The sequence below is a fragment of the Microvirga yunnanensis genome, assembly GCF_025460875.1.
Window position 1 is genome coordinate 52,806 of sequence record NZ_JAMXFI010000031.1, and the last position, 21,958, is coordinate 74,763.

The 21,958-nt window shown below is 59.0% G+C and carries 17 protein-coding genes; 13 read left to right on the forward strand and 4 right to left on the reverse strand.

Annotated features, from left to right (window positions below; translation table 11 throughout):
- Positions 1-130: 130 nt before the first annotated feature.
- Positions 131-1,285, reverse strand: coding sequence for an ABC transporter substrate-binding protein (locus tag NF876_RS16910; protein ID WP_262269949.1), 1,155 nt, complete (start codon positions 1,283-1,285; stop codon positions 131-133).
- 197 nt (positions 1,286-1,482) lie between these two features.
- Between NF876_RS16910 and NF876_RS16915 the strand changes: the two genes are divergently transcribed.
- The gene (locus NF876_RS16915) at positions 1,483-2,265 is read left to right on the forward strand and encodes an aspartate/glutamate racemase family protein (protein ID WP_262269950.1); all 783 of its coding nucleotides are present in this window, start codon (positions 1,483-1,485) and stop codon (positions 2,263-2,265) included.
- A 45-nt stretch (positions 2,266-2,310) separates the two neighbouring features.
- Here the strand turns inward: NF876_RS16915 and NF876_RS16920 are convergent, their stop codons facing one another.
- Positions 2,311-3,465 (reverse strand): ABC transporter substrate-binding protein, encoded by a 1,155-nt coding sequence (locus NF876_RS16920; protein WP_262269951.1) that lies wholly within the window; start codon positions 3,463-3,465, stop codon positions 2,311-2,313.
- 767 nt (positions 3,466-4,232) lie between these two features.
- On the opposite strand from NF876_RS16920, the gene NF876_RS16925 reads away from it, so the two are divergent.
- From NF876_RS16925 to NF876_RS16965, 9 genes are all read left to right on the forward strand, one after another.
- Positions 4,233-5,285, forward strand: a complete 1,053-nt coding sequence (locus NF876_RS16925; protein ID WP_262269952.1) for a branched-chain amino acid ABC transporter permease — start codon at positions 4,233-4,235, stop codon at positions 5,283-5,285.
- Positions 5,282-7,048: a branched-chain amino acid ABC transporter ATP-binding protein/permease gene (locus NF876_RS16930; RefSeq protein ID WP_262269953.1), complete on the forward strand. Its 1,767-nt coding sequence runs from the start codon at positions 5,282-5,284 to the stop codon at positions 7,046-7,048. Before NF876_RS16925 ends, NF876_RS16930 begins: the two co-directional genes overlap by 4 nt.
- Positions 7,045-7,764 carry an ABC transporter ATP-binding protein gene (locus NF876_RS16935; protein ID WP_262269954.1) on the forward strand — a complete coding sequence of 240 codons (720 nt, stop codon included), beginning with the start codon at positions 7,045-7,047 and terminating at the stop codon, positions 7,762-7,764. Before NF876_RS16930 ends, NF876_RS16935 begins: the two co-directional genes overlap by 4 nt.
- 1 nt (position 7,765) lies before the next feature.
- A complete protein-coding gene (locus NF876_RS16940; RefSeq protein WP_262269955.1) occupies positions 7,766-8,932 on the forward strand; it encodes a thiolase family protein in 1,167 nt (388 codons plus the stop codon).
- A gap of 40 nt (positions 8,933-8,972) precedes the next feature.
- Positions 8,973-10,217 carry an SDR family NAD(P)-dependent oxidoreductase gene (locus tag NF876_RS16945; RefSeq protein ID WP_262269956.1) on the forward strand — a complete coding sequence of 415 codons (1,245 nt, stop codon included), beginning with the start codon at positions 8,973-8,975 and terminating at the stop codon, positions 10,215-10,217.
- A 34-nt stretch (positions 10,218-10,251) separates the two neighbouring features.
- Positions 10,252-11,052 (forward strand): cyclase family protein, encoded by an 801-nt coding sequence (locus NF876_RS16950; RefSeq protein ID WP_262269957.1) that lies wholly within the window; start codon positions 10,252-10,254, stop codon positions 11,050-11,052.
- Between the two features lie 257 nt (positions 11,053-11,309).
- A complete protein-coding gene (locus NF876_RS16955) occupies positions 11,310-12,050 on the forward strand; it encodes an SDR family NAD(P)-dependent oxidoreductase (RefSeq protein WP_262269958.1) in 741 nt (246 codons plus the stop codon).
- A gap of 548 nt (positions 12,051-12,598) precedes the next feature.
- A complete protein-coding gene (locus NF876_RS16960) occupies positions 12,599-14,752 on the forward strand; it encodes a ferredoxin family protein (protein ID WP_262269959.1) in 2,154 nt (717 codons plus the stop codon).
- A 10-nt stretch (positions 14,753-14,762) separates the two neighbouring features.
- A complete protein-coding gene (locus NF876_RS16965; RefSeq protein ID WP_262269960.1) occupies positions 14,763-16,316 on the forward strand; it encodes an indolepyruvate oxidoreductase subunit beta family protein in 1,554 nt (517 codons plus the stop codon).
- A 21-nt stretch (positions 16,317-16,337) separates the two neighbouring features.
- Here NF876_RS16965 and NF876_RS16970 read toward each other — a convergent pair whose 3' ends face one another.
- Both NF876_RS16970 and NF876_RS16975 read right to left on the reverse strand, forming a co-directional pair.
- Positions 16,338-16,817, reverse strand: coding sequence for a MarR family winged helix-turn-helix transcriptional regulator (locus NF876_RS16970; protein WP_262269967.1), 480 nt, complete (start codon positions 16,815-16,817; stop codon positions 16,338-16,340).
- A gap of 331 nt (positions 16,818-17,148) precedes the next feature.
- Entirely contained in the window at positions 17,149-17,940 is a 792-nt protein-coding gene (locus tag NF876_RS16975; protein WP_262269961.1) for a cyclase family protein, read from the reverse strand.
- Positions 17,941-18,323: 383 nt separating this feature from the next.
- Between NF876_RS16975 and NF876_RS16980 the strand changes: the two genes are divergently transcribed.
- The 3 genes from NF876_RS16980 to NF876_RS16990 are packed head-to-tail and all read left to right on the forward strand — an operon-like array spanning position 18,324 to position 21,958.
- Positions 18,324-20,678 carry a bifunctional salicylyl-CoA 5-hydroxylase/oxidoreductase gene (locus NF876_RS16980; RefSeq protein ID WP_262269962.1) on the forward strand — a complete coding sequence of 785 codons (2,355 nt, stop codon included), beginning with the start codon at positions 18,324-18,326 and terminating at the stop codon, positions 20,676-20,678.
- Positions 20,679-20,712: 34 nt separating this feature from the next.
- The gene (locus NF876_RS16985; protein ID WP_373696677.1) at positions 20,713-21,447 is read left to right on the forward strand and encodes an SDR family NAD(P)-dependent oxidoreductase; all 735 of its coding nucleotides are present in this window, start codon (positions 20,713-20,715) and stop codon (positions 21,445-21,447) included.
- Between the two features lies 1 nt (position 21,448).
- The gene (locus NF876_RS16990) at positions 21,449-21,958 is read left to right on the forward strand and encodes a MarR family winged helix-turn-helix transcriptional regulator (RefSeq protein ID WP_262269964.1); all 510 of its coding nucleotides are present in this window, start codon (positions 21,449-21,451) and stop codon (positions 21,956-21,958) included.

Below are 21,958 nucleotides of genomic sequence, written 5' to 3' on the forward strand. Positions count from 1 at the left end.
TGCGCCAACGGAGACATCGGTGAGGCTCCAGTCATTCACCACAGCGAGAGCTGAAGCGTCTTAGCACCAAACCGAACCTATGACAGCTCGCCGGTGACGCAGGAGCGACCATGATCAAGCCCTGCATAGGTCAAGGAAGAAGCTTCCACTTGCCTTTGACGAGTTGCACAAGCACACGCGCTCGCTCATCGACGCCGTACTGGCTAGCAGGGGTGAAGTTGAAAACCGCGTGCGAGCCTACGACGTCTTTCGCATTGACCAATGCCTGGCGCAGAGTATTGCGGAATTCTGGCGTTCCAGGCTTCGTGGTGGGCAAGCTGCGCTTGGCTGCATCGAGAAACAGTATCCAGCCGTCGAATGAATAGGCTGAGAACGCGTCCGTGGTAGTGGAATTGTTTGCCTTTTCATACGCTGCCCGGAAGTCCAGGGCGGCCTTCTTGGTTGGGCTCGCCTCGGGAAGCTGCTCGGCCACGACGACGGGGCCCGTAGGGGCAATGACGCCCTCTACAGCCTGACCACCTACTCGGACAAAGTCCGCGTTGATGAGGGCGTGGCTGCCGAACACTGGACCCTTGTAGCCGCGCTCGGCAAGCGCAAGAAAAGGCAGCGCACCCGGCGTTCCGGCACCGCCGGTCATGACCGCATCCGGACGCGTCGCGATGATTTTCAGGATCTGAGCAGTAACCGAGGTGTCTGCTCGAGCATAACGCTCATTGGTCAGAACCTTAATTCCTGCGGGCGCAGCTGCTGCAGTTAGGCCGTCATAAACGAGGTCGCCCCAGGCATCACTGAAGCCGATATAAGCAACTGACTTGATGCCCTGTGCCTTCATCCGCTCAACGACAGCGGCCACCATTAACTGTGCGGGCTGAGGGACCGAGATGACCCAAGGGCCCCCTTCACCCGGGGCAACCGGCGCGATTGGCGACAGGGCGATCATCGGTACCTTCTGCTCCACAGCAACCGTGGCCATAGCCAAGGCACTCGGGGCGCCTGATGTGCCAAGCAGCACATCCACTTTCTCCTCGTCAATGAGCTTGCGAGCGTTGCGCGCGGCAGCCGAAGGATCGGAAGCATCATCAAGCTCGATCAGCCGGATCTTCTCGCCAGCCACCTCGCTTGCATAGGCAAGTGCAGCCGCCATCCCCTTACTGTAGGGGATCCCGATCGATGCTCCAGGGCCGCTAAGAGAAGTCACGAAGCCAACCTTGATCTCTGCATGGGCTGCTCCGGCCGCCATGACAGATAGCACTGCTCCCCCAAGCCAACCTATGAATGCTTTCATTGTCGGTCCTCCTGGCTGTACGGCAAAGGTTATTGCTCGATCACCAATATATTTTAGGCTTTAAATTTTTAGATTTGCAACATATTTTGGATCGTACAGATGAAAGCCATTCTCGCCGATTCAGATGAGGAATGGCTCTCGCCATCTGGCCGAGCAGTCAGTGGCCGCCATTGGGTTCGCCTCAAGGAGGACGAGAGATGAAGCCTATCCGGATCTGGTATCAAAGTTACGTCGATTATGAGAACGGCAAGATCTATTGGGACCGGTTGCGCAATCATCTCGATTCCGTCGTTGACCCAGGGACAACAGTCGACATCAAGGGCATCACGCCGTACGACAGTTATGCTCATCCTATTGTCGAGTTCCGCTGCGCTCGCGAGGTGATTTGCAATGCGGTGAGAGCTGAGCGTGAGGGATATGATGCCTTTGTTATCGGCCATTTTCAGGATGCGGGCCTCTATGAGGCGCGTTCCGTCGTTGATATTCCGGTCCTAGCGCTCGGCGAGACCTCAATGTTGCATGCCTGTCAACTGGGGCAGCGCAGCGGCATCATTACCATCAACACCCGCTACATCCCCTGGTTTCACCACCAGATTACAAAGTATGCCCTTGAGCGGCGGGTCACCGGCGTGCATGCCATGACATTTGAGCCTGGGCAGATCCTGAAAGCCTATGAATCGGAGGCCCTCGCTGAGGAAGTGCTGGAGCTCTTCGCCGAGCAGGCGCGACCACTCGTAGCTGCAGGCTGTGACGTCCTGGTCCCGGGTGGCGGAATTCCAATGCTGCTGTTCTCTGCCATTCAAGGGCATGTCGTCGATCACGCACCGGTGATTAACGGCATCCCGATCGTCGTTAAGATGGCAGAGCTCGCGGTCAAACTGAAGCGTTTGACCGGTCTTGGCGTGAGCCGTGTGTCGGATTTCGTGAAACCCCCGCCTGAAATCATCGAGGAGTTCATGGCCCATCCCAAGGGTCTGTAACGTAATCTGCTGCGGGCGGCCGAGTGTGGCCGCCCGTGGCCACGATCAGGGAAGCAACTGCCATTTGCCGTTGACCAGCTGCACCATCACGCGGGATCGTTCATCAACACCGTGCCTGTCAGCCGGCGTGTAGCTGTACACTCCGTGAGTTCCAACCACCTCCCTGGAGGTAAAGATCGCCTCCCGCAGGGCATTGCGGAATTCCGGCGTGCCTGGCTTTGCCGCGGCCTTCGCACGCTTGGCAGCATCGAGAAATATGAGCCAGCCGTCGAAAGAATACGGTGCGAATGCGTCATTAACAGGCTCACCGTTCGCCTTCACGTAGGCTTCTCGAAACGCCAGCGCGACCTTTCGGATCGGGTTCGTTTCCGGCAACTGCTCGGCTACGGTGACTGGACCTGTCGGGCAGATTACCCCCTCGGCGGCCTTGCCGACTACTCGCAGAAAGTCCGGACTGATGAGGCCATGATTACCATAAACTTGTCCTTTGAAACCTCGCTCAGCGAGGGAGAGGAAGGGCAGCGCGCCCGGCGTACCGGTGCCGCCAATCATGACGGCTTCAGGGCGTGCTGCAATCACTCGTAGCACCTGCGCGGTGACTGAGTTGTCAGAGCGGGCATATCGCTCGTTGGTGAGCACCTTGATTCCCGACGCCGTGGCGCTCTGCACCAGCGAGTCGTACATGAGGTCTCCAAATGCATCGCTGAAGCCAAGGAAGCCAACCGTCCGCACGCCTTTCGCCTTCATGTGTTCGACGATGCCCTGTACAAGGAGCGGTGCCGGCTGCGGCACCTGAACGACCCAAGGACCGCCTTCACCGGCCGCAACCGGCGCGATAGGCGAGAGGGCGATCATAGGAACCTTCATCTCCACGGCCACCGTGGCCATGGCAAGGGTCCCCGGGGCGCCGGATGTGCCGAGCAGTATATCAACCTTCTCTTCCTCGATCAGCTTACGGGCATTGCGGGTCGCCGCGGAGGGATCGGATGCGTCATCGAGCTGAATGAGGCGGATCTTCTCCCCGTCAACGTCGCTTTGATAGGCGTAGCCGGCCTGAATTCCCTTCGCGTTTGGAATGCCAATGGATGACACAGGCCCGCTGAGACCGGTGACAAAGCCGACGACGATCTCCGCCCGCGCTGCGGCAGCGGCCGCACATGACAAGACGCTTGCAAAAGCCAAGCCAAGAATTCGCTTCATGGGCTACCTTTCAGATGTGTTGACGATTGATATATGGGCCAGAGATGAACGCGAGAGGTCAAGCGAACTGTCGCCAGAGCGAGCTTAGGACAACTGCGCCACTCGGCTTTTGCAAGCCGCACCAGATTGTCTGGCCGGTCGCCTGCTCTAAAGTTGAGACGATCGCGCCTTGCAAGATTTCGATGTTCCAAGCTGAATATCGGAGGTGATGGCACGATCGGTGCACAACCAGGGTCAGCCAGCCCTTCCAGTGCTTTCACATCAACCTTCTCCTCCTTGATGAGCTTACGAGCATTGCGGTGGCCGTCTGGGGACCAGAGTCACAATAGAGCTGAACAGTAGAGGTCTTGGTGCCAATCACCTCGGCCTCATACGCTTGCTCCGCCATGATGACCCTCGCAGTAAAGGCGCCCGTCGAAGAGATGGAACCTGTCATGAAGGGGAGACCAACCGCGACGTTGACCACTTTGGCGGGCACAACCATCATTGCTCCAATGACTCCCCGCGCAAGGGATACACAAGCCTATCCACGAGGAACCTCCCTGCTGGATGCCGGCGCAGACGCCGCGATTTGCTTTGCCTGAGAAGCCATAATGAACGTTGAAAACATTTTAGGCAAAAACATTTTAGGCTTGAAATAAATTTCTCAGGATGTTTCTCTATCGAACCAAGAGCGGTTGAAGCCGGTGCATTGAGTGTGGTCACGGCTTCACGCCATGCGCCACGATGCCGGATTCCGGAATGACTGACACGTCTTCGGGAGCAATATGACAAGCGATATCGCCCTAATCCTTGGGATGGACGGGATTGCCAGCGGTGCGATCTACGTTCTCGTCGGACTTGGCCTCGTGCTCATTTTCTCAGTGACGCGCGTCGTGTTCGTGCCGTTTGGCGACATCGTCGCCTTCTCAGCACTTACGCTTGCCTCGCTGCAGCTTGGCCGGACGCCAGGCACGGTCTATCTGGTTGCCGTTCTGGCCATCGCAGCCTGCATTGTCGACAGCCTACACTACTGGCGGCGCGGCCAGCCCCATCGGATTGGGCGTAGCTTGCTTGGCTACGGCGTTCTGCCCCTTATCCCGGCCAGTATCGCGTGGCTGGTTGCCGGGGCGGCTTTACCCAGTTGGGCGCAGATTCCCTTGACCATCGCACTCGTGGTACCGATCGCACCACTCATTGACCGAATCGCCCTGCAGCCAATCGCCGATGCGTCAGTGCTCCTCCTCCTTATTGTCTCAGTCGCACTGCATTTCTGCCTATCAGGGCTCGGCCTCCTGTTCTTTGGGCCGGAGGGGTTTCGCACTGAACCGCTGACGAGCGAGATCTTTAGCTTCGGGGATGTGGTTGTCACCTCGCAGACCCTCCTTATGATTGCTGCCGCAGCCGTCTTCAGCCTCATGCTGTTTCTGTTCTTTGAGTACACCCTGGCTGGCAAAGCTCTGCGGGCGACCGCGGTCAACCGTACCGGCGCACGTATCGTCGGCATCAGGCCGGCGAGCGCGGGCACGCTCGCGTTTCTTCTCGCCTCGCTCTTGGGAGCAATTTCGGGCATTCTGATTGGACCTGTAACGACCCTCTACTACGATTCCGGGTTTCTGATTGGCCTGAAGGCCTTTGTCGGCGCAATCATTGGCGGTCTGTCGAGCTATCCCGTCACTGCGATCGGCGCCATTCTTGTGGGCATCCTGGAGAGCTTCGCCTCGTTCTGGAGCAGTGCCCTTAAGGAAGTCGTGGTGTTCACGTTCCTGATCCCTGTTCTGCTGTGGCGCTCACTCACGCTCGGCCATGTCGAGGAAGAGGACGAGGAGGTCGAGGGATGACCAGAACAATACAATACGTGATCACGTTCTGCGTTTTAGTAGCCCTTGCTGCCGCTCCGTTCTGGGCAGGAAGCTTTACAATCACCCTGCTCAACTACATTGGCATCTACGCTCTGGTCGCCCTCGGGATCGTACTGCTGACGGGCGTCGGCGGCCTGACCTCGTTCGGCCAAGCGGCTTTCGTGGGTATAGGCGCCTATGCGACCGCCTGGCTTACAACTGTTCATGGTGCGTCGCCATGGCTCGGCCTGGGTTTCGCCCTCGGGTTGACCAGTGCCATCGCAGCGTTGCTTGGTGCAGTCACCCTGCGGCTGGGCGGCCATTTCCTGCCCCTCAGCACGATTGCATGGGGTCTCTCGATCTTCTATCTGTTTGGCAACCTTGATGCTCTCGGCCGATACAATGGCATCACTGGTGTGCCGCCGATTTCCATCGGATCGATCTCATTCGCACCGTCCACGACCATCTATTATCTTATCTGGGGGCTACTCGCCGGATCAGCGGTCCTGGTCGCCAATCTGCTTGACTCGCGCGAAGGTCGGGCCATCCGAAGCTTGCGAGGCGGCACCGTCATGATCGAAAGCCTCGGTGTCAGCGCCTTTCGCATCCGGCTCGTTACCTTCATCATTGCCGCGCTTCTGGCAGGTCTTTCCGGGTGGCTCTATGCCCACATGAGCCGTTACGTCAGTCCAGCGCCCTTCGATGTGCGGATGGGAATTGAATATCTCTTCATGGCAATCGTTGGCGGATCCGGGCATATCCTCGGTGCCGTCATTGGGGCAGCGATCATTACATTGCTCAAGAATACCCTCCAGGACGTCCTGCCATACTTTTCAAGTCAGGGCGCCCAGTTGGAAATCATCGTCTTCGCGGTCCTTTTCATTCTCGTGCTGCAATTCGCCCGGCGCGGTGTGGTGCCTTACGTCCGCCGGCTTCTGCCAAAAGGATCGAAGCCAGCGCTTGCGGCGGCCGAACCGCTGGAGCGGCGAACGATGCCGGAGCGGGGAACACCACTTTTGAAGGTTGACAATCTCGTCAAGCGGTTCGGCGGCCTCGTCGCTGTCAATCAGGTTGGCTTCGAGGTTCGGGCTGGCGAAATCGTAGCCTTGATTGGGCCGAATGGTGCCGGGAAGAGCACTATGTTCAATTTAATCACCGGCGCACTGGAGAGTGACAGCGGAAAGGTGTCTTTCCTTGGGCAGGATATCACCGGCGTAGGGCAACGCCGTATCGCGAAAGCAGGTATTGCACGCACCTTCCAGCACGTGAAGCTTCGCCCCAATATGTCATTACTCGACAATGTACTACTCGGGACATATCTACGCACCCACTCAGGCTTTCTGACCGGTGCCCTGAGGCTGAGTCGCAACGAGGAAGCGCGTGCCCGCTTCGAGGCACTCACACAGCTGAAGCGGGTCGGACTTGGCGAGAACCCATACGAACTCGCCGGCAACCTTCCGCTCGGCAGTCAACGCATTCTCGAAGTTGCCCGCGCGCTTGCGGCCGACCCAGCGCTGGTCGTGCTCGACGAACCCGCCGCAGGCTTGAGACGGCTCGAGAAGTTGGCCCTCGCCGATCTCCTTCGCGGGTTGCGTACGGAAGGCGTCACCATTCTGATTGTCGAGCACGACATGGACTTTGTGATGGGATTGGTGGACCGCTTGGTCGTAATGGACTTCGGTTCCAAGCTCACCGAGGGCCCCCCCTCGGCCGTGCGCTCCGACACTCGCGTCCAAGAGGCATATTTGGGAGGGGTGGCATGAGTTCCTTGCTCGAAATTAAGGATCTGCATGTTGCCTACGGCAAGGTGGAGGCAGTTCGCGGGGTGAACCTCGTGATGGAGCCAGGCCAGATCGTCACCGTTATCGGCCCCAACGGCGCAGGCAAGACAACCCTCCTTGCCGCGGCCGCTGGCCTTCTGCGTTCGCGCGGAAGCATGGCCTATGACGGCGTGGACCTGCAAAACCTGGACGTCGAGGAGCGGGTAAAGCGCGGATTCTGTTTGGTTCCGGAGAAGCGCGAATTATTCGGGGACATGCCGGTGGCCGACAATCTCATCCTTGGGGCCTACGCTCACCGCCGCAATGGGACCGAAGTCAAGCGTTCGCTCAATGATGTCTATGCCCGGTTCCCGCGACTGGCGGAGCGCCGAACACAAAAGGCGAACACCCTTTCCGGCGGTGAGAGGCAGATGCTTGCACTGGGACGAGCGTTGATGTCACGCCCACGCCTTCTTCTTCTCGACGAGCCAAGCCTTGGCTTGGCACCGCTCATTGTGCGGGAGATCTTCCGCATCGTCGCTTCCTTGCGCGAGACCGGGGTCTCGATCCTGCTGGTCGAGCAGAATGCTCGTGCCGCGTTGGAAACAGCAGACTACGGGTATGTCCTTGAGACCGGCGAGGTGAGCCATCAAGGTCCAGCTGACGAGCTCGCTCACGATCCGCGCGTCATTAGTACCTATCTAGGAGGGCAGAACTGACATGTCTGTCCGGTCCGGCTATGATGATGTTGTGCTCGCAGCCCCGGTGACGGTGCCTTATGCGCGGCATTCCATTCGGGGCGCACATTGGTTCCTCGCCCGCGTTATGGCCGCGCTCGCCACTGGCGCAGGGGTGGCGAAGTCCCGCATCGATGGCATGTCCGTGGCGAGCTTCACACTTGCACCTGACACGGCCGTCGGGCTCACCCAGCATCTTGGCATGACTTTGCGCTGGCTCGATCACGTCCCCATGGGGGGTGCGGCAGGCATTGTCTCGATCCGCCGCGCCGCGCGCGCGGTACAGAGCGGTGACGCTGAGATCGTTGCGTGTATTGCAGGTGACACTAATCACCCCGACAGTTTTCGTCTCAATACCGCAACCTTCAGTCAGTTTGCGCGGGACGCCGTGTATCCCTATGGGTCCGGTGGTCCCAATGCGAGCTTCGCCTTCTTGACCGCGTACTACATGCGTACCTTTGGAGCGGAGTCAGCGGACTTCGGCAAGCTCTGCGTTGCTCAACGCGACAACGCCCTCCGCAATCCTCTGGCATTGTTCAAAAAGCCACTCTCGCTTGACGAGTACCTCAACGCGCGTCTGATCGCGGATCCACTTCGACTGTTCGATTGTGTGATGCCGTGCGCGGGCGGAGAGGGTTTTCTCGTCATGCACCGCTCAACGGCCGAAGGTCTCGGGTTGCGATATGCGCGCCTATTGGGCGCGATCGAACGGCATAACGCTTTTCCGGACGATCCCATCCAGTTCCGTGGTGGCTGGGCCCTCGATGCAGACGCGCTTTATAGCCAGGCTGGTGTAGGTCCTGAAGACATTGATTTTCTGCAAGCCTACGATGACTATCCGGTGATCAACGTACTGCAGCTTGAAGACCTCGGCTTCTGCCGGAAAGGCGAGGGGCCGAGTTTTATCCGCACGAACAGCTTCCAGGCTGAGGGTTCGTTCCCCTTCAACACCTCAGGTGGACAGCTTTCGGCGGGTCAAGCGGGCGCAGCCGGCGGGCATCTCGGAATTGTGGAGGGAATCCGGCAACTCACGGGCGAGACTCTCGGCGCTCGTGTTCCCAATGCCCGAACCGGCGTCGTGTCCGGCTTTGGCATGATCAATTACGACCGAGGCCTCTGCAGCGGTGCTGCGGTCCTTGCCGCACCCTGATTTCGCCTCGACACACCTCATAAGCAAGGAAGGTGTTCTAGTGTCTGAAGCGCTGAACCGACCCAAACGTAAGAATCCTGTACTGCGTACGCGGTCGCCGACACTGCCACCCGGAAAGCGCAGCCGCGTTGCATTGGGTCTTACGGCCGCCGCCGCCCGGGGGCGGCTGGAGCTTCAGGTTTGTGAAGAGTGTGCGGCGGTCCAATATCCACCACGCGAGGCCTGCCATAGGTGCCTCTCTGACCATCTGGTCTGGCGGGCGCAGAGTGGCGGCGGTGAGCTGCTTGCCGACACCTTGGTGCGGCACCCGCAGGAGCTATTTTTTCGTGAGCGGGCACCCTGGCGTGTCGGCATTGTTCACCTGGACGCAGGGGTCAACGTGATTGCCTATCTCCACGAAGGCGTGGGAGCCGCTCCATGTCGGGTACAAATCGAAACTGCTCTTGATCGGGCCGGGCAGGCCGTGCTCGTTGCTGGCCCGGAGAAGGGAAGGCTCTCCTTGTCAGAGGATTCGAAGCTGCGGGACATCACCTGTGATCCCCGGTTTCGCAAAGTGCTGGTGACCGATGGCAAATCGGCTGTCGGTCAAGCGACCGTAAAGGCCCTCGCAGCGGCAGGAGCCGACCTTATCTGGGTGGGTGAGGCGGAGCCTTGGAAGGAAATGCCAGGTTTCGCAGCCTTGCGTGAGCTGCCGCAGGTCAACATTATTCCGCTGGATCTCACCGATGGTCGCTCGGTGCGCGAGGCTGCGGGTGAGATCGGTGCCAAGGTCGACATCCTGATCAACACCGCAGATCATCACCGCACCTTTGGTATCTCGAATCGTCGCGGGATTGAGACTGCCCAAGCCGAGATGGAGGTGAATTATTTCGGCCTGCTGCGTCTGGCGCAGGACTTCGGTCCTGTTCTGAAAGCTCGGGCGGCCGATGGTCCCTCAAGCGCGGTCGCGTGGGTGAATCTCCTTTCGATCTTCGCTTTGTCCAACTACCCGCCGCATGGAACCTACTCGGCCTCCAAAGCGGCTGCCCTTTCACTGTCACAGGCCCTGCGTGCGGAGCTGCGGCCCGCTGGAGTGCGCGTTATCAATCTCTATCCCGGGCCTATCGACGACGAGTGGAACCAGCTCATTCTGCCGCCGAAGATCGCTCCGGCCGCCGTCGCTTCGGCTGTCGTTCAGGCTCTCCAAGGTTCCGTGGAAGATGTCTACCCCGGCGAGATAGCGCAGGACTGGCTCGCGCGGTACACGGACAATCCAAAAATACTCGAGCGTGAGCTCACAGAATGACGCAGTGTGCGAGCGGTTTCGGGAGGAGTGGCGGATGACCGACCTTTTTTCACTCATGGGGCGCCTTATCAGCTCGGGTGGTATCCGCCTGGTCGACCTGACGCAGACTCTGACCCCCGATTTCCCACAGATCGTGATGCCCCCTGAAATCGGCCAATGCCGGCCATTCCGCATGGAGGAGATCTCACGGTATGACGAGCGCGGGCCAGCTTGGTACTGGAACAACATCAGCTTCGGTGAGCACACAGGCACTCATTTCGACGCGCCAATCCACTGGATTTCCGGACGAGATCTGCCGAATAACTCCACCAACACCTTGCCGATCGAACATTTCATCGCGCCTGCCTGCGTGATTGACTGTAGCGCCGAGGCCGCCTCGGATGCCGATTTCCTCCTCACTGCCGCCCATCTCAAGGTTTGGGAGGAACAGCATGGTCATATTCCGGCTGGCTCTTGGGTCCTGATGCGCACTGACTGGTGGAAGCGCAGTGATCCAGTCGCATATCAGAATTTGGACGAAGTTGGTCAACACACGCCCGGGCCGGATCCGGACTGCGTGCGCTTCCTCGTGAATGAACGCAATGTCCTCGGATTTGGAACCGAGACAATCGGCACTGACGCCGGACAGGCAGCTCACTTCACGCCGCCGTACCCATGCCACTACTACATGCACGGCGCCGGCAAGTACGGACTGCAGTGCTTATGCCACCTGGATCAATTGCCACCGACAGGTGCGCTGATTGTCGCGGCTCCATTGAAGATTCTGGAAGGCAGCGGGAGCCCCCTTCGTGTGTTTGCCATGGTTCCGGCTGGGCCCGAACTCGGCAATGTTTGAGAACGCGAGAAGCGCTGGCGCATGGGAGCGGACACGGGCCCGTTAAAGGGCCCGTGCTTCCGTTTTCGCGGGCCACGTTTCTCACCCATGTACCCTCGGATTGTTCGGAGTTCTCTGAAAATCCTCCGCGCACGGCATATGGGAAATCGGGAGCTTGAGACGGGCCGGCAGAGCGTCGTCGCCTTCTGAAGCCGGAGGTAACTCGCTATGAGGTCATGTGACAGTGAGATGCTGGTGAAGAGCGAAGGACCTCTGGAATGATCTCAGAGCGTTCAGCCTTCGTGACAGGGGCAGCTCAAGGATTGGGCCGTTCAATCGCTGAAGGCCTGTTCGACGCCGGCTATCGCGTGGCGCTGACAGACGTTTCGAAGGATGTAGAAGCCGTTGCCGTTGCCATGGATCCGATGGGCGAACGTGTTCTGCCTGTGCAGGTAGACGTCCGTGATGAGGCCGCTTTTCAAGCGGCTTTCGACAAGGCGGTTGCTGAATTTGGACACATAAGCGTTCTGATTAACAATGCAGCCCGGACGGTGGCGCGTCCGCTATGGGACATCGCTATCGGTGAATGGGACGATGTGCTCGCTGTCAACCTGCGTGGCGTCTTCATCGGATCGAGGATCGCGGGACGCCACATGCGCGAGCGAGGCTTTGGAAGAATTATTAATATCGGCTCCATTGCCGGGCAGCTAGCAAGCCCTGGAAGTGGAGCTCACTATGCTGCGGCGAAAGCCGGCGTTCTCGCCTTGACGAAGCTCTTCGCCCTGGAACTTGCCCCGGCCGGCGTTACGGTAAATGCCATTGCCCCTTCGGCAATCCAGAGCCCCATGCTCAACGAGGTTTCGCCCGAGCGCCTCGCGGGGCTGCTCGCAAGTGTTCCATCCGGACGGTTTGGCACGCCGGCAGAAGTGACGGCTGCCGTGCTCTATCTAGCTTCGGACGATGCGGGATATACAACCGGAGCAACAATCGACGTCAATGGCGGCCGGCTGATGCGGTAGAGCTTGTTCAGCCGCTTTGGCCACATTGACCGGCATACGCCGGTCGCGGTTTAAGCTGTGCAGTTAGGAGAATGCAGGCACAGGCTTCCCTGTTCCGGAGTTTATGACAGGCTGGAGAGGCTTGGATCGCCTGAAGCTTCACTGGCACGACATCGTGCTAAATTGCGTGCCAGCATCGTCCTGCGATTTTGTCCATGGTTGCGATGCTTCAAACCCGCACATCAAAATTGAGGCCTCAGGCATCATCTGGGCTGCACAAAGCTCTGTTGGAGGCCCCCCTCCCAAGCGGATCTGGTCCAAGCCTCGCAATCGCAGCACCTGGCCCTATAGAAATATGCACATACATGCTTGCTGCTGGACGGCGTTGGTTGGATGTGGCACCGCCGATCGCTGCTGAGCAAAGCTGTACAGTTGCGTTGTCGTTAGACTAAAATTTTACACCTTTGCCCGCCCGAGGGGTAGCAATCTTATCAAAGATGTATTCAAATGCATATTATCACTGGTAGTGCTACGGGTCCGGGCTGAGAACGGCCAAGGCGGAGGGCGACATGGCGGAACGTTCGTTTGCGCGCGAGGTTGAGGACTTAAAGCTCGGAGAGGGAGAGATCTTTCGCGGAGAGGGCATTCTCGCGATCACGAAGGCGCTCCTGCAATCGGGCGTCTCGTATGTCGGTGGTTATCAGGGCTCTCCGATCTCCCACCTCATGGACGTACTCGCGGATTCGAAAGACGTGCTCAACGAGCTTGGCGTTCACTTTGAATCCTCAGCGTCCGAGGCGGCAGCGGCGGCGATGCTGTCGGCTTCGGTCATGTACCCGGTCAGGGGTGCTGTAACCTGGAAGTCCACGGCGGGAACGAACGTCGCAAGCGACGCTCTTTCCAATCTCGCTTCGGGTGGCGTCACGGGCGGCGCCCTCGTGATCATCGGCGAGGATTATGGTGAGGGCTCCTCCATTATGCAGGAGCGTAGCCATGCCTTCGCGATGAAGTCGCAGATGTGGCTGCTCGACCCTCGTCCCAACCTGGAATCCATCGTTAAGGCTGTTGAGGATGGGTTCGAGCTGTCGGAGGCCTCCAATACTCCGGTCATGCTCGAGGTTCGGATCCGGACCTGCCACGTTCACGGCCAGTTCGTCGCCAAGGACAATAAGGCCCCGGCCTTCACGCTGCGCGAGGCTGTTGAGAACCCACAGCGGGATGTTAGCCGGATTGTGTTACCCCCGGCTGCCTACATGCACGAGAAGGAAAAGCTGGAGAAGCGCTGGCCGGCCGCCGTCGAATTCATCAAGTCCCGAAAGCTCAATGAGCATTTCGGGCCGCCGGACGGGGAGGTGGGGATCATCCTGCAGGGCGGCATGTACAACAGCGTTATGCGGGCGCTGCAGTTCCTCGGGCTCGCTGACGTCTACGGCCAGTCAGCGATTCCGCTCTATGTCCTCAACGTCACGTATCCGCTGATCGACGATGAAGTGGCGGAGTTCTGCATCGGCAAAAAGGCGGTCATCATGGTCGAAGAGGGGCAGCCCGAGTATATCGAGCAGGCTCTGAACACGATTCTTCGGCGTCGGGACGTCAATACCAAAGTACACGGCAAGGACTTACTGCCGCTCGGCGGAGAATACACATCGTCCGTGCTTGCGAAAGGCTTCAAGAGCTTCTTCGAGGCACATGCTGTCGCTCTCCTGGGCAATCAACCGCCGGTCCCTGACCCGACTTCAGTCCTCCAGGATCCGAAGGTGAAGGCGCTGAACGATGTTGTACCCCAACGTCCGGCGGGGTTCTGTACCGGCTGCCCCGAACGTCCGATCTTCGCGGCAATGAAACTGGTCGAAAAGGAACTCGGACCTCATCACGTGGCAGCCGACATTGGCTGCCACCTGTTCTCGATCCTGCCGCCTTTCAATATTGGTGCAACGACCATGGGCTACGGTCTGGGTCCTGCCTCCGCCTCAGCTTTCAATATTGAGGCTGACAAGCGTTCCATTGCCGTTATGGGTGACGGCGGATTTTGGCACAACGGCCTGTCGACCAGTGTTGGCAATGCCGTCTTCAATAAGCAGGACGGGGTCATCCTCATCGTCGACAACTATTATTCGGCGGCGACTGGTGGCCAGGACATCCTGTCTTCGAGAGCCGAAAATCCGAACAGAACGACGAACAACAGCATCGTGGACGCAGTGAAGGGTATTGGCGCAAAGTGGGTCCGGCAGATTGACCGCACCTACGATGTTGCCAAGATGCGGGACACGCTGAAGGAAGCTTTGACGACGCCGGAGCCTGGACCGAAGATCATTGTCGCATCCTCGGAATGCATGCTCAACAAGCAGCGCCGCGTAAAGCCGCTCTTCGGCAAGGCTGTGAAAGAAGGCAAGCGCATGGTGCGCGAGCGGTTCGGCGTCGATGAGGACGTGTGCACCGGCGATCACGCTTGCATCCGCCTGTCCGGCTGCCCATCTCTATCCGTCAAACATACGGACGATCCCTTGAAGGATGATCCTGTCGCGGCTATCGACAATTCCTGCGTCGGGTGCGGCAACTGCGGGGATGTGTCGGAGGCCGCGGTTCTGTGTCCGTCCTTCTATAGAGCCGACGTCATCTACAATCCGAGCCGGATGGATCTCTTCCTGGCAAAAGCGCGCCGCGCAGTGATCGGGTTCCTGCAGCGCCGGCGCGACAGCCGTCGCCTCACCTTTGCCCACTGAGGGATCCAAGATGACACGCCACGAAACCTTTCCGGTCCGCCTCTCCACCGACAAGCCGATCTCGATTGCGATCCTCGCCATGGGCGGGCAGGGCGGCGGCGTCCTGTCGGACTGGATCGTCGCGTTGGCCGAATCGCAGGGGTGGTACGCCCAATCGACATCGGTGCCGGGCGTGGCCCAGCGCACCGGCGCAACCATTTATTACATCGAGATGCTGCCGGCGCGGGGCAACCAAGCTCCGATCCTCTCGCTTATGCCGACGCCGGGAGACGTTGACATCGTCCTGGCCGCCGAGTTCATGGAAGCGGGTCGATCGATGCTGCGGGGACTCGTGACGCCTGAGCGTACCACATTGATCGCCTCGAACCACCGTTCCTACGCGGTTTCCGAGAAGGAGAAGCCGGGAGACGGCATTGGGGATCCCAATATGGTTGTTGAGGCAGCCGGGGTTGCAGCAAAGCGCATTATCACGTTCGACATGCAGCAGCTGGCGGAGAAGAACGGCAGTGTCATCTCGTCCGCCATGTTTGGTGCTTTGGCAGCCGCCAACGTCCTTCCATTTCCGCAATCCGCTTTCGAAGCGACCATCAAATCAGGCGGCAAGGGGATTGACGCGAGCCTCCGCGCCTTCCAGGCCGCCTTTGAACGCGCCACGGAAAAGCCGACCGACAAGGCAGTTGTTCGGACTCCTGAAAAGACGCTTCCTGAACTGCCTGCCTCCACCAAAAGCGAGGTTTTGAATCGGATCCTTGGGCGAATCCGGACATATCCGGAGAGTTTGCAACCGATGCTGTTTGCGGGGGTCAAGCGGCTCGTCGACTATCAGGACGCAGCATACGCTCACGAATACCTCGACGGTATGGATGCAATGCTCAAGCTGGACTTCGCGAACGGCGGCGCTGCAAACAATTTTAGGTTCACGCAGGAGGCGGCGAAGTATCTGGCTGTCGCCATGGCCTATGACGACGTTATCCGGGTGGCGGATCTGAAGTCTCGGGGGAGCCGCTTCGAACGGGTCAGAAAGGAAGTCGGGGTCAAGGACGACCAACTGATCTATACGACCGAGTACATGCATCCTCGCATGGAGGAAGTTGCGGGAACACTTCCCCTGGCTCTGGGGCGTTTCCTGGAGTCACGACCTGGACTTTTCAAAACTCTCGACCGCTTGGTGAACCGCGGTCGCCGGGTGAAGTCCGGAACGGTCGGCTGGTTTCTCGCCCTCTATATCCTCTCCGCCATGAAGCCGATGCGCCGCCGCACCTTGCGCCATTCTCGGGAGATGGATCATATCACCCAATGGCGCAATATCGCCGTGTCGATGCTCCCTCAGGACTACGACCTCGCGGTCGAAATCCTGGCTTGCAGGCGACTGGTGAAGGGTTATTCGGACACGCATGCCCGAGGGCAATCCAAGTTCGACCGAGTGCTTTCCGCAGTTCCTATGCTGACGGGGCGTCCTGATAGCGCGGCTTGGCTGCGCAGGTTACGTCAGGCTGCTCTGCTGGACGAGGAAGGCCTTGCTCTTGATGGCGCCCTGAAAACCGTCGCGAGCATCTACGGCTAGGCCGCCTCTCAGCCCTAGCGATCAGAGATCCTGCTTGCGTGTATTGTGCAAGATCTTGTGCAGGGTGCCAATCAGGGCGCGCAACTCCGTCTCGTCGACGCCTTCGAACAGGTGGCTGTATATCTCATACATTGGCGGCCAAATTCTCGCAAAAAGTGACCTGCCTTCGTCGGTGATGTAGATCTCCCGCACACGCATGTCGTCTGTCCGAGCCTGTCGGCGGATATAGTTCTGCTCCTCCAAGGCATCGAGCGTCCGGCTCATTGTTGATTGCTCTGTAATCGCATGGACGGACAATTCATTGATCGTCAATCCAGGCATAACGCTCAGAATTGCCAAAATCCGCATCTTGGTGGTGGTCATGTCGAGGCCCTTGAGGGTCTCTTGCATATTGGCATTCCAGCAAGCTGAGATCCGGTTCAAGAGGTATGGCACAAAGTGTGCGAGGCCGATTTCCCCAAGCGACGGGATGGTACTGCTGCTCTCCACCGTAGGCAGGATTTTGGGGCGGGACTTCCTACTCGGCGTGTCCTCGCCGCGTGGAGCACGTTTGGCGCTAGGCTTCGCCGGGGGAGGACGAGTCGCTGTCTTTGCTGGATGTGCAGGGGCCATACGAATCCTTGAACCCGGGTTGCGACCCGAAGTAGAGGCGTGAGGGGAGTAAGCTCGGCTCCTGAAAGTTGTTTCAGGCTTCCAGGAACCTCTTGCTTCTCAATCCGAATGCGCCTCCATAAGCATTCCGGGACGGCTCGCGCAATCCCCTTAGACCCAAGTTAGGGGAGGGTGATCTATCTCCCACTCCTGCCGGATGCTTGCGAAGCAAGCTAGCGCATTATGATCGGGGAACGAGCGCCAACGCTCGGACGGGGCTTCCTGTCCCGTTGACGATCTTCAGCGGAGCCACAACAAGAATGGCGCCTTTCGGCGGGAGCTTGTCCAGCTGACACAGACTCGCCAACCCATAACGGCTCTTTTCAAGCATGAGGTGGTGCGCAGGAAATGGAGGATTGAAGCTGGCCGCGCTTCCTGCATCGGTGCCGACGCATTCATTGCCCCATCCGATCACATCCTTCGTCAGCAGGTATTCGATGCAATCGACGCTAGGACCGGGTGAATGAGGTCCATTTTCGTCCGCGTTCAGGAAGGCTTCGGTGCTCGAGTTGCGCTTGTACCAGTCGGATCGCATGAGCACCCAGGATCCGGCTTCGATCTCTCCATGCTCAGCTTCCCATGCTCGAACACCGTCAGCCGTTAGAAGAAAGTCCGGGTTAGCCCTGACCTCCATACTGCAATCAATCACGTTGCATGGTGCAACAAAATTCCTGGGTGGGATCTTATCCGTTGTATTGTCCGGAGCGTCCTTACCCGAGATCCAGTGCGCCGGAGCGTCGAAGTGGGTTCCGGTGTGCTCGCCGAGTTCCATCCACCCCCATGCCCACCAGGGACCATCGCTGTCGTATTCGGAGATCCTGTGCATTTTGAACTTTGGTGTGTTCTTGCCGAACTGAGGCGGCAGGTACAGGACAGGGGTATCTGGCCCAAGCGGAGCTGTTAGATCAACAACGCTGATTGCTCCCGTGGACAAGGCCGAAACAACATCTGTCAGAATTTGGCTTGCATTCATGACCCGTTCCCTCTTGAGATGATAAACCGCGGCGGCAGCTTACAGCCTTCTTGCGGCACATTCTCGTTCGCTCGCAGACGCCGACACATCCTATGCTAGGAATATGATAATGCAAGTATTCCTTCGGAGGACTGCCGCCTCAGGTTATTTCGCTCACTGAGGTTTCAACCCTTCTGCAGAAGGCCCTTAGCTGCCGACGTGCAGAAGGGAACACTTGTGTGAGGAATGAAACCGCTTCCTGAGCCGCCCAGCAGAAGTGGCTTGCGATGAATATATGCAGATGCAGAAATTTTTCGGGAGCGCCGCTTTTCTCCGAGTTCGGGGCTTGATCGAAAGATATTTTAAGCTTAAAATATTTAAACTTCGATCAAGCGAGGACTCTCATGAAAACGGCGATCATCGGCGGCGGTCCTGCGGGTCTCTATTTTGCCATCCTGCTGAAAAAGCTCCGGCCGGAGGCTGACATCGTGGTCTATGAGCGCAACCGTGCCGACGACACATTCGGCTTCGGCGTCGTATTCTCCGACGCGACCCTCGACAATTTCGAGAAGTACGATCTGCCCAGCTACCAAAGAATTACGCGCGAGTTCGCTTATTGGGATGACATTTCGGTTCACTTTAAGGGCACCGAGCACCGCATTGGCGGCAATGGATTCTGCGGCTGCTCCCGCCGAACGCTGCTTCTCATCCTCCAAGACCGTGCAGCGGAACTCGATGTTAAGCTGCGTTACGAGGTCGATGTTGACGACGAGAGACTGTTCGCGGATGCCGATCTCGTGGTGATCGCGGATGGCGCCAACAGCCGCTTCCGCGAGCGTTTTGGTGAACACTTCGAAACAGAAATCGATCTGCGGCCCAACAGGTTCACCTGGATGGGTTCGACACGACCGCTCGACGCGTTCACGTTCATCTTTCAGGAGACGGAGTGGGGCCCGTTCATCGCCCATGCTTACCAGTACGAGGCGAACCGCTCCACCTGGGTCTTCGAGACGGATCCCGAAACCTTCGAGCGCGCGGGGCTCGGGCAGAAAAGCGAAGCGGAATCGGCCGCGTTCATGGAACGGATTTTTGGCTGGTTCCTGGGAGGGCACAAAATCCTGACGAACCGCTCGATTTGGCGCAACTTCCCCATGATCCGCAACAAGCGCTGGGTGATGGGCAACAGAGTACTGCTCGGTGACGCCAAGGCAACGGCTCACTTCTCGATCGGCTCCGGTACGAAGCTGGCTATGGAGGATGCCATCGCCCTATTCGAGGCATTCCAGCGCAATTCCAGTGTTGAGGGCGCCTTGTCCTTGTACGAGACGGGACGTCGTGAAGAGGTGGAAAAAACCCAACATGCCGCCGACGTTTCCCTGGTTTGGTTCGAACATGTGGCACGCTTCTGGGATTTCGATCCGGTGCAGTTCGCATTTGGGGTCATGACCCGCGCCAAGGCCATCACTTATGACAATCTGCGCCTGCGTGCACCGGATTTCGTAGCTGCCGTTGACCGCACCTTTGCAAGGCAAGTGAGAGATCGCGGCTTCGACGTGTCCGTCGATCGTCCCAATGTGCCGATGTTCCAGCCTTTCCGCCTGCGGGAGATGGTGGTTCCGAACCGGGTTGTGGTGTCGCCAATGGACATGTACTCGGCTAAGGACGGCGTTCCCAACGACTGGCATCTTGTCCATTACGGCTCGCGCGCAACGGGCGGAGCGGGACTAGTCTTTACCGAGATGACCTGTGTCTCCCCGGAGGCACGGATCACGCTGGGCTGTACAGGTCTCTGGAACGCCGAGCAGGAAGCGGCTTGGAAGCGGGTTGTCGATTTCGTGCACAATAACTCCGCCGCCAAGATCTGTCTGCAACTCGGGCATGCCGGCCGCAAAGGCGCCACCAAGCTCATGTGGGAAGGAATTGATCGACCGCTGGACGAAGGTGCCTGGGATATCTGTTCTGCATCTCCGATCCCATACTTTCCCGATAGTCAGGTTCCGCGCGAGCTGTCCCGCGCCGAAATGGACCTCATCAAGGCCCAGTTCGTCCACGCAGCCGAACGTGGCGAACGGGCCGGGTTCGATATGCTCGAATTGCACTGTGCTCACGGATACCTTCTAGCAAGCTTTATTTCGCCGCTTACGAACCGCCGCACCGACGAATACGGTGGCTCGCTCGAGAATCAGCTGCGATTCCCGCTCGAAGTGTTCGATGCCATGCGCGAGGTCTGGCCCGCGCACAAGCCCATGTCGGTGCGCATCTCGGCGACCGACTGGGCCGAGGGCGGCGTCACCGGGCAAGACGCGGTCGAGGTTGCACGTGCCTTTTCGCAACATGGGGTGGACTTGGTCGACGTTTCAACCGGTCAGACCGTGCGCGAGGCCCGCCCGATTTACGGGCGCATGTTCCAGACTCCTTTCTCGGATCAGGTGCGCAACGAGGCGCGGGTTGCGACCATGTGTGTGGGCAATATCACGACGGCCGATCAGGTTAACACCATCCTGGCTGCAGGCCGGGCGGATTTGGTCGCGCTGGCGCGCCCTCATCTTGTGGATCCCTTCTTCACCATGAAGGCAGCCGCTTGGTATGGGGCAAAGGACACTTTCTGCCCGCCGCAGTATATCGCCGGCAAGGATCAGATTTTCCGTAACAGTGTTCGCGATCGGCAGGATCTGGAAGAGTTGAAGATCAAGGCCAAGCCGAAGACCCGGGCAGAATTGAAGATGGAGGCCGGCGAAAACTCCCTCGCCGCGGAATGAGATGCATGTGAACGTTCTTCAAGGTCGCCACGCGATGGTGACCGGCGGCGGGCGCGGCATTGGCCGGGCCATCGCCAAGACGTTGACCGGGGCGGGTGCGACGGTCACCATAATCGGCCGGGATCAGGCAGCCCTTGATCGCGCCGTAGCCGAAGGTGATGCTCATGTTGCTGCCGCAGCCGACGTTACCAATCTGGATGCCATTCAGTCTGCCGTGCAGAGCGCGGTTTCTTGTCATGGGCCCGTGGATCTCCTCGTGGCCAACGCGGGGGCTGCTGCTTCCGCTCCTTTCCTGAAGTCCGCTCCAGCCGTGTTCCGGCAAATGTTGGATGTCAACCTGCTCGGGGTCACAAACGTTACGCACGCCGTGCTCGGCTCCATGACCGAGCGGCGGTTCGGGCGTGTCATCGCAGTGGCTTCAACGGCGGGGCTCAAGGGCTATCCCTATGTAAGCGCCTATTGCGCAGCCAAACACGCGGTGATCGGCTTCGTGCGAGCGCTCGCATTGGAGACAGCAACGTCAGGTGTCACGGTCAACGCGGTCTGCCCTGGCTTCACTGATACGGATCTTGTGGCTGAAAGCCTTGAGCGCATCATGGCAAAGACGGGCAGAACGCGCGAGCAGGCCCTAAGCGACTTCGTCAAGCACAACCCGCAGCAAAGGCTGATCGAACCTTCAGAGGTTGCCGATGCAGTCGTGTGGCTGTGCGGCGAGGGCGCTCGGTCCGTGACAGGTCAAGCCATTGTCGTGGCTGGTGGAGAGATTTGAGATGAGTGACCAACCAATCCCGCTCGATGCCGAGACGAAGGCCATCGAGATGCCGGAGAGCCATCGCGACGAGCTTCGGCTCTGGCTACGGTTGTTGACATGCTCGACCCTCATTGAAGGAGAGATCCGCCGCCGCCTGCGAGACCGGTTCGATCTGACGCTTCCCCGCTTTGATCTGATGGCGCAGCTCGACAAGGCTCCGGACGGCATGATGCTGTCCGATCTCTCGAAGCGCATGATGGTGTCGAACGGCAACCTCACCAGCTTGGTCGATCGCCTTGTCGCCTCCGGGCACCTTGAGCGTCGTGTCTCCGAGACGGACCGAAGGGCCCAGGTGGTCAACCTAACGTCATTCGGTCGAAGCGAATTCCGCGCCATAGCGGCCGAGCACGAACACTGGATCGCCGATCTCTTCGGCGATCTCAACGCCAAGGACCGCACCGATCTCATGCGGCTTCTCGCGAAGACCAAGCTGTCCGCCCGGCGCGCCATCATGGGAGACGATCAGTGA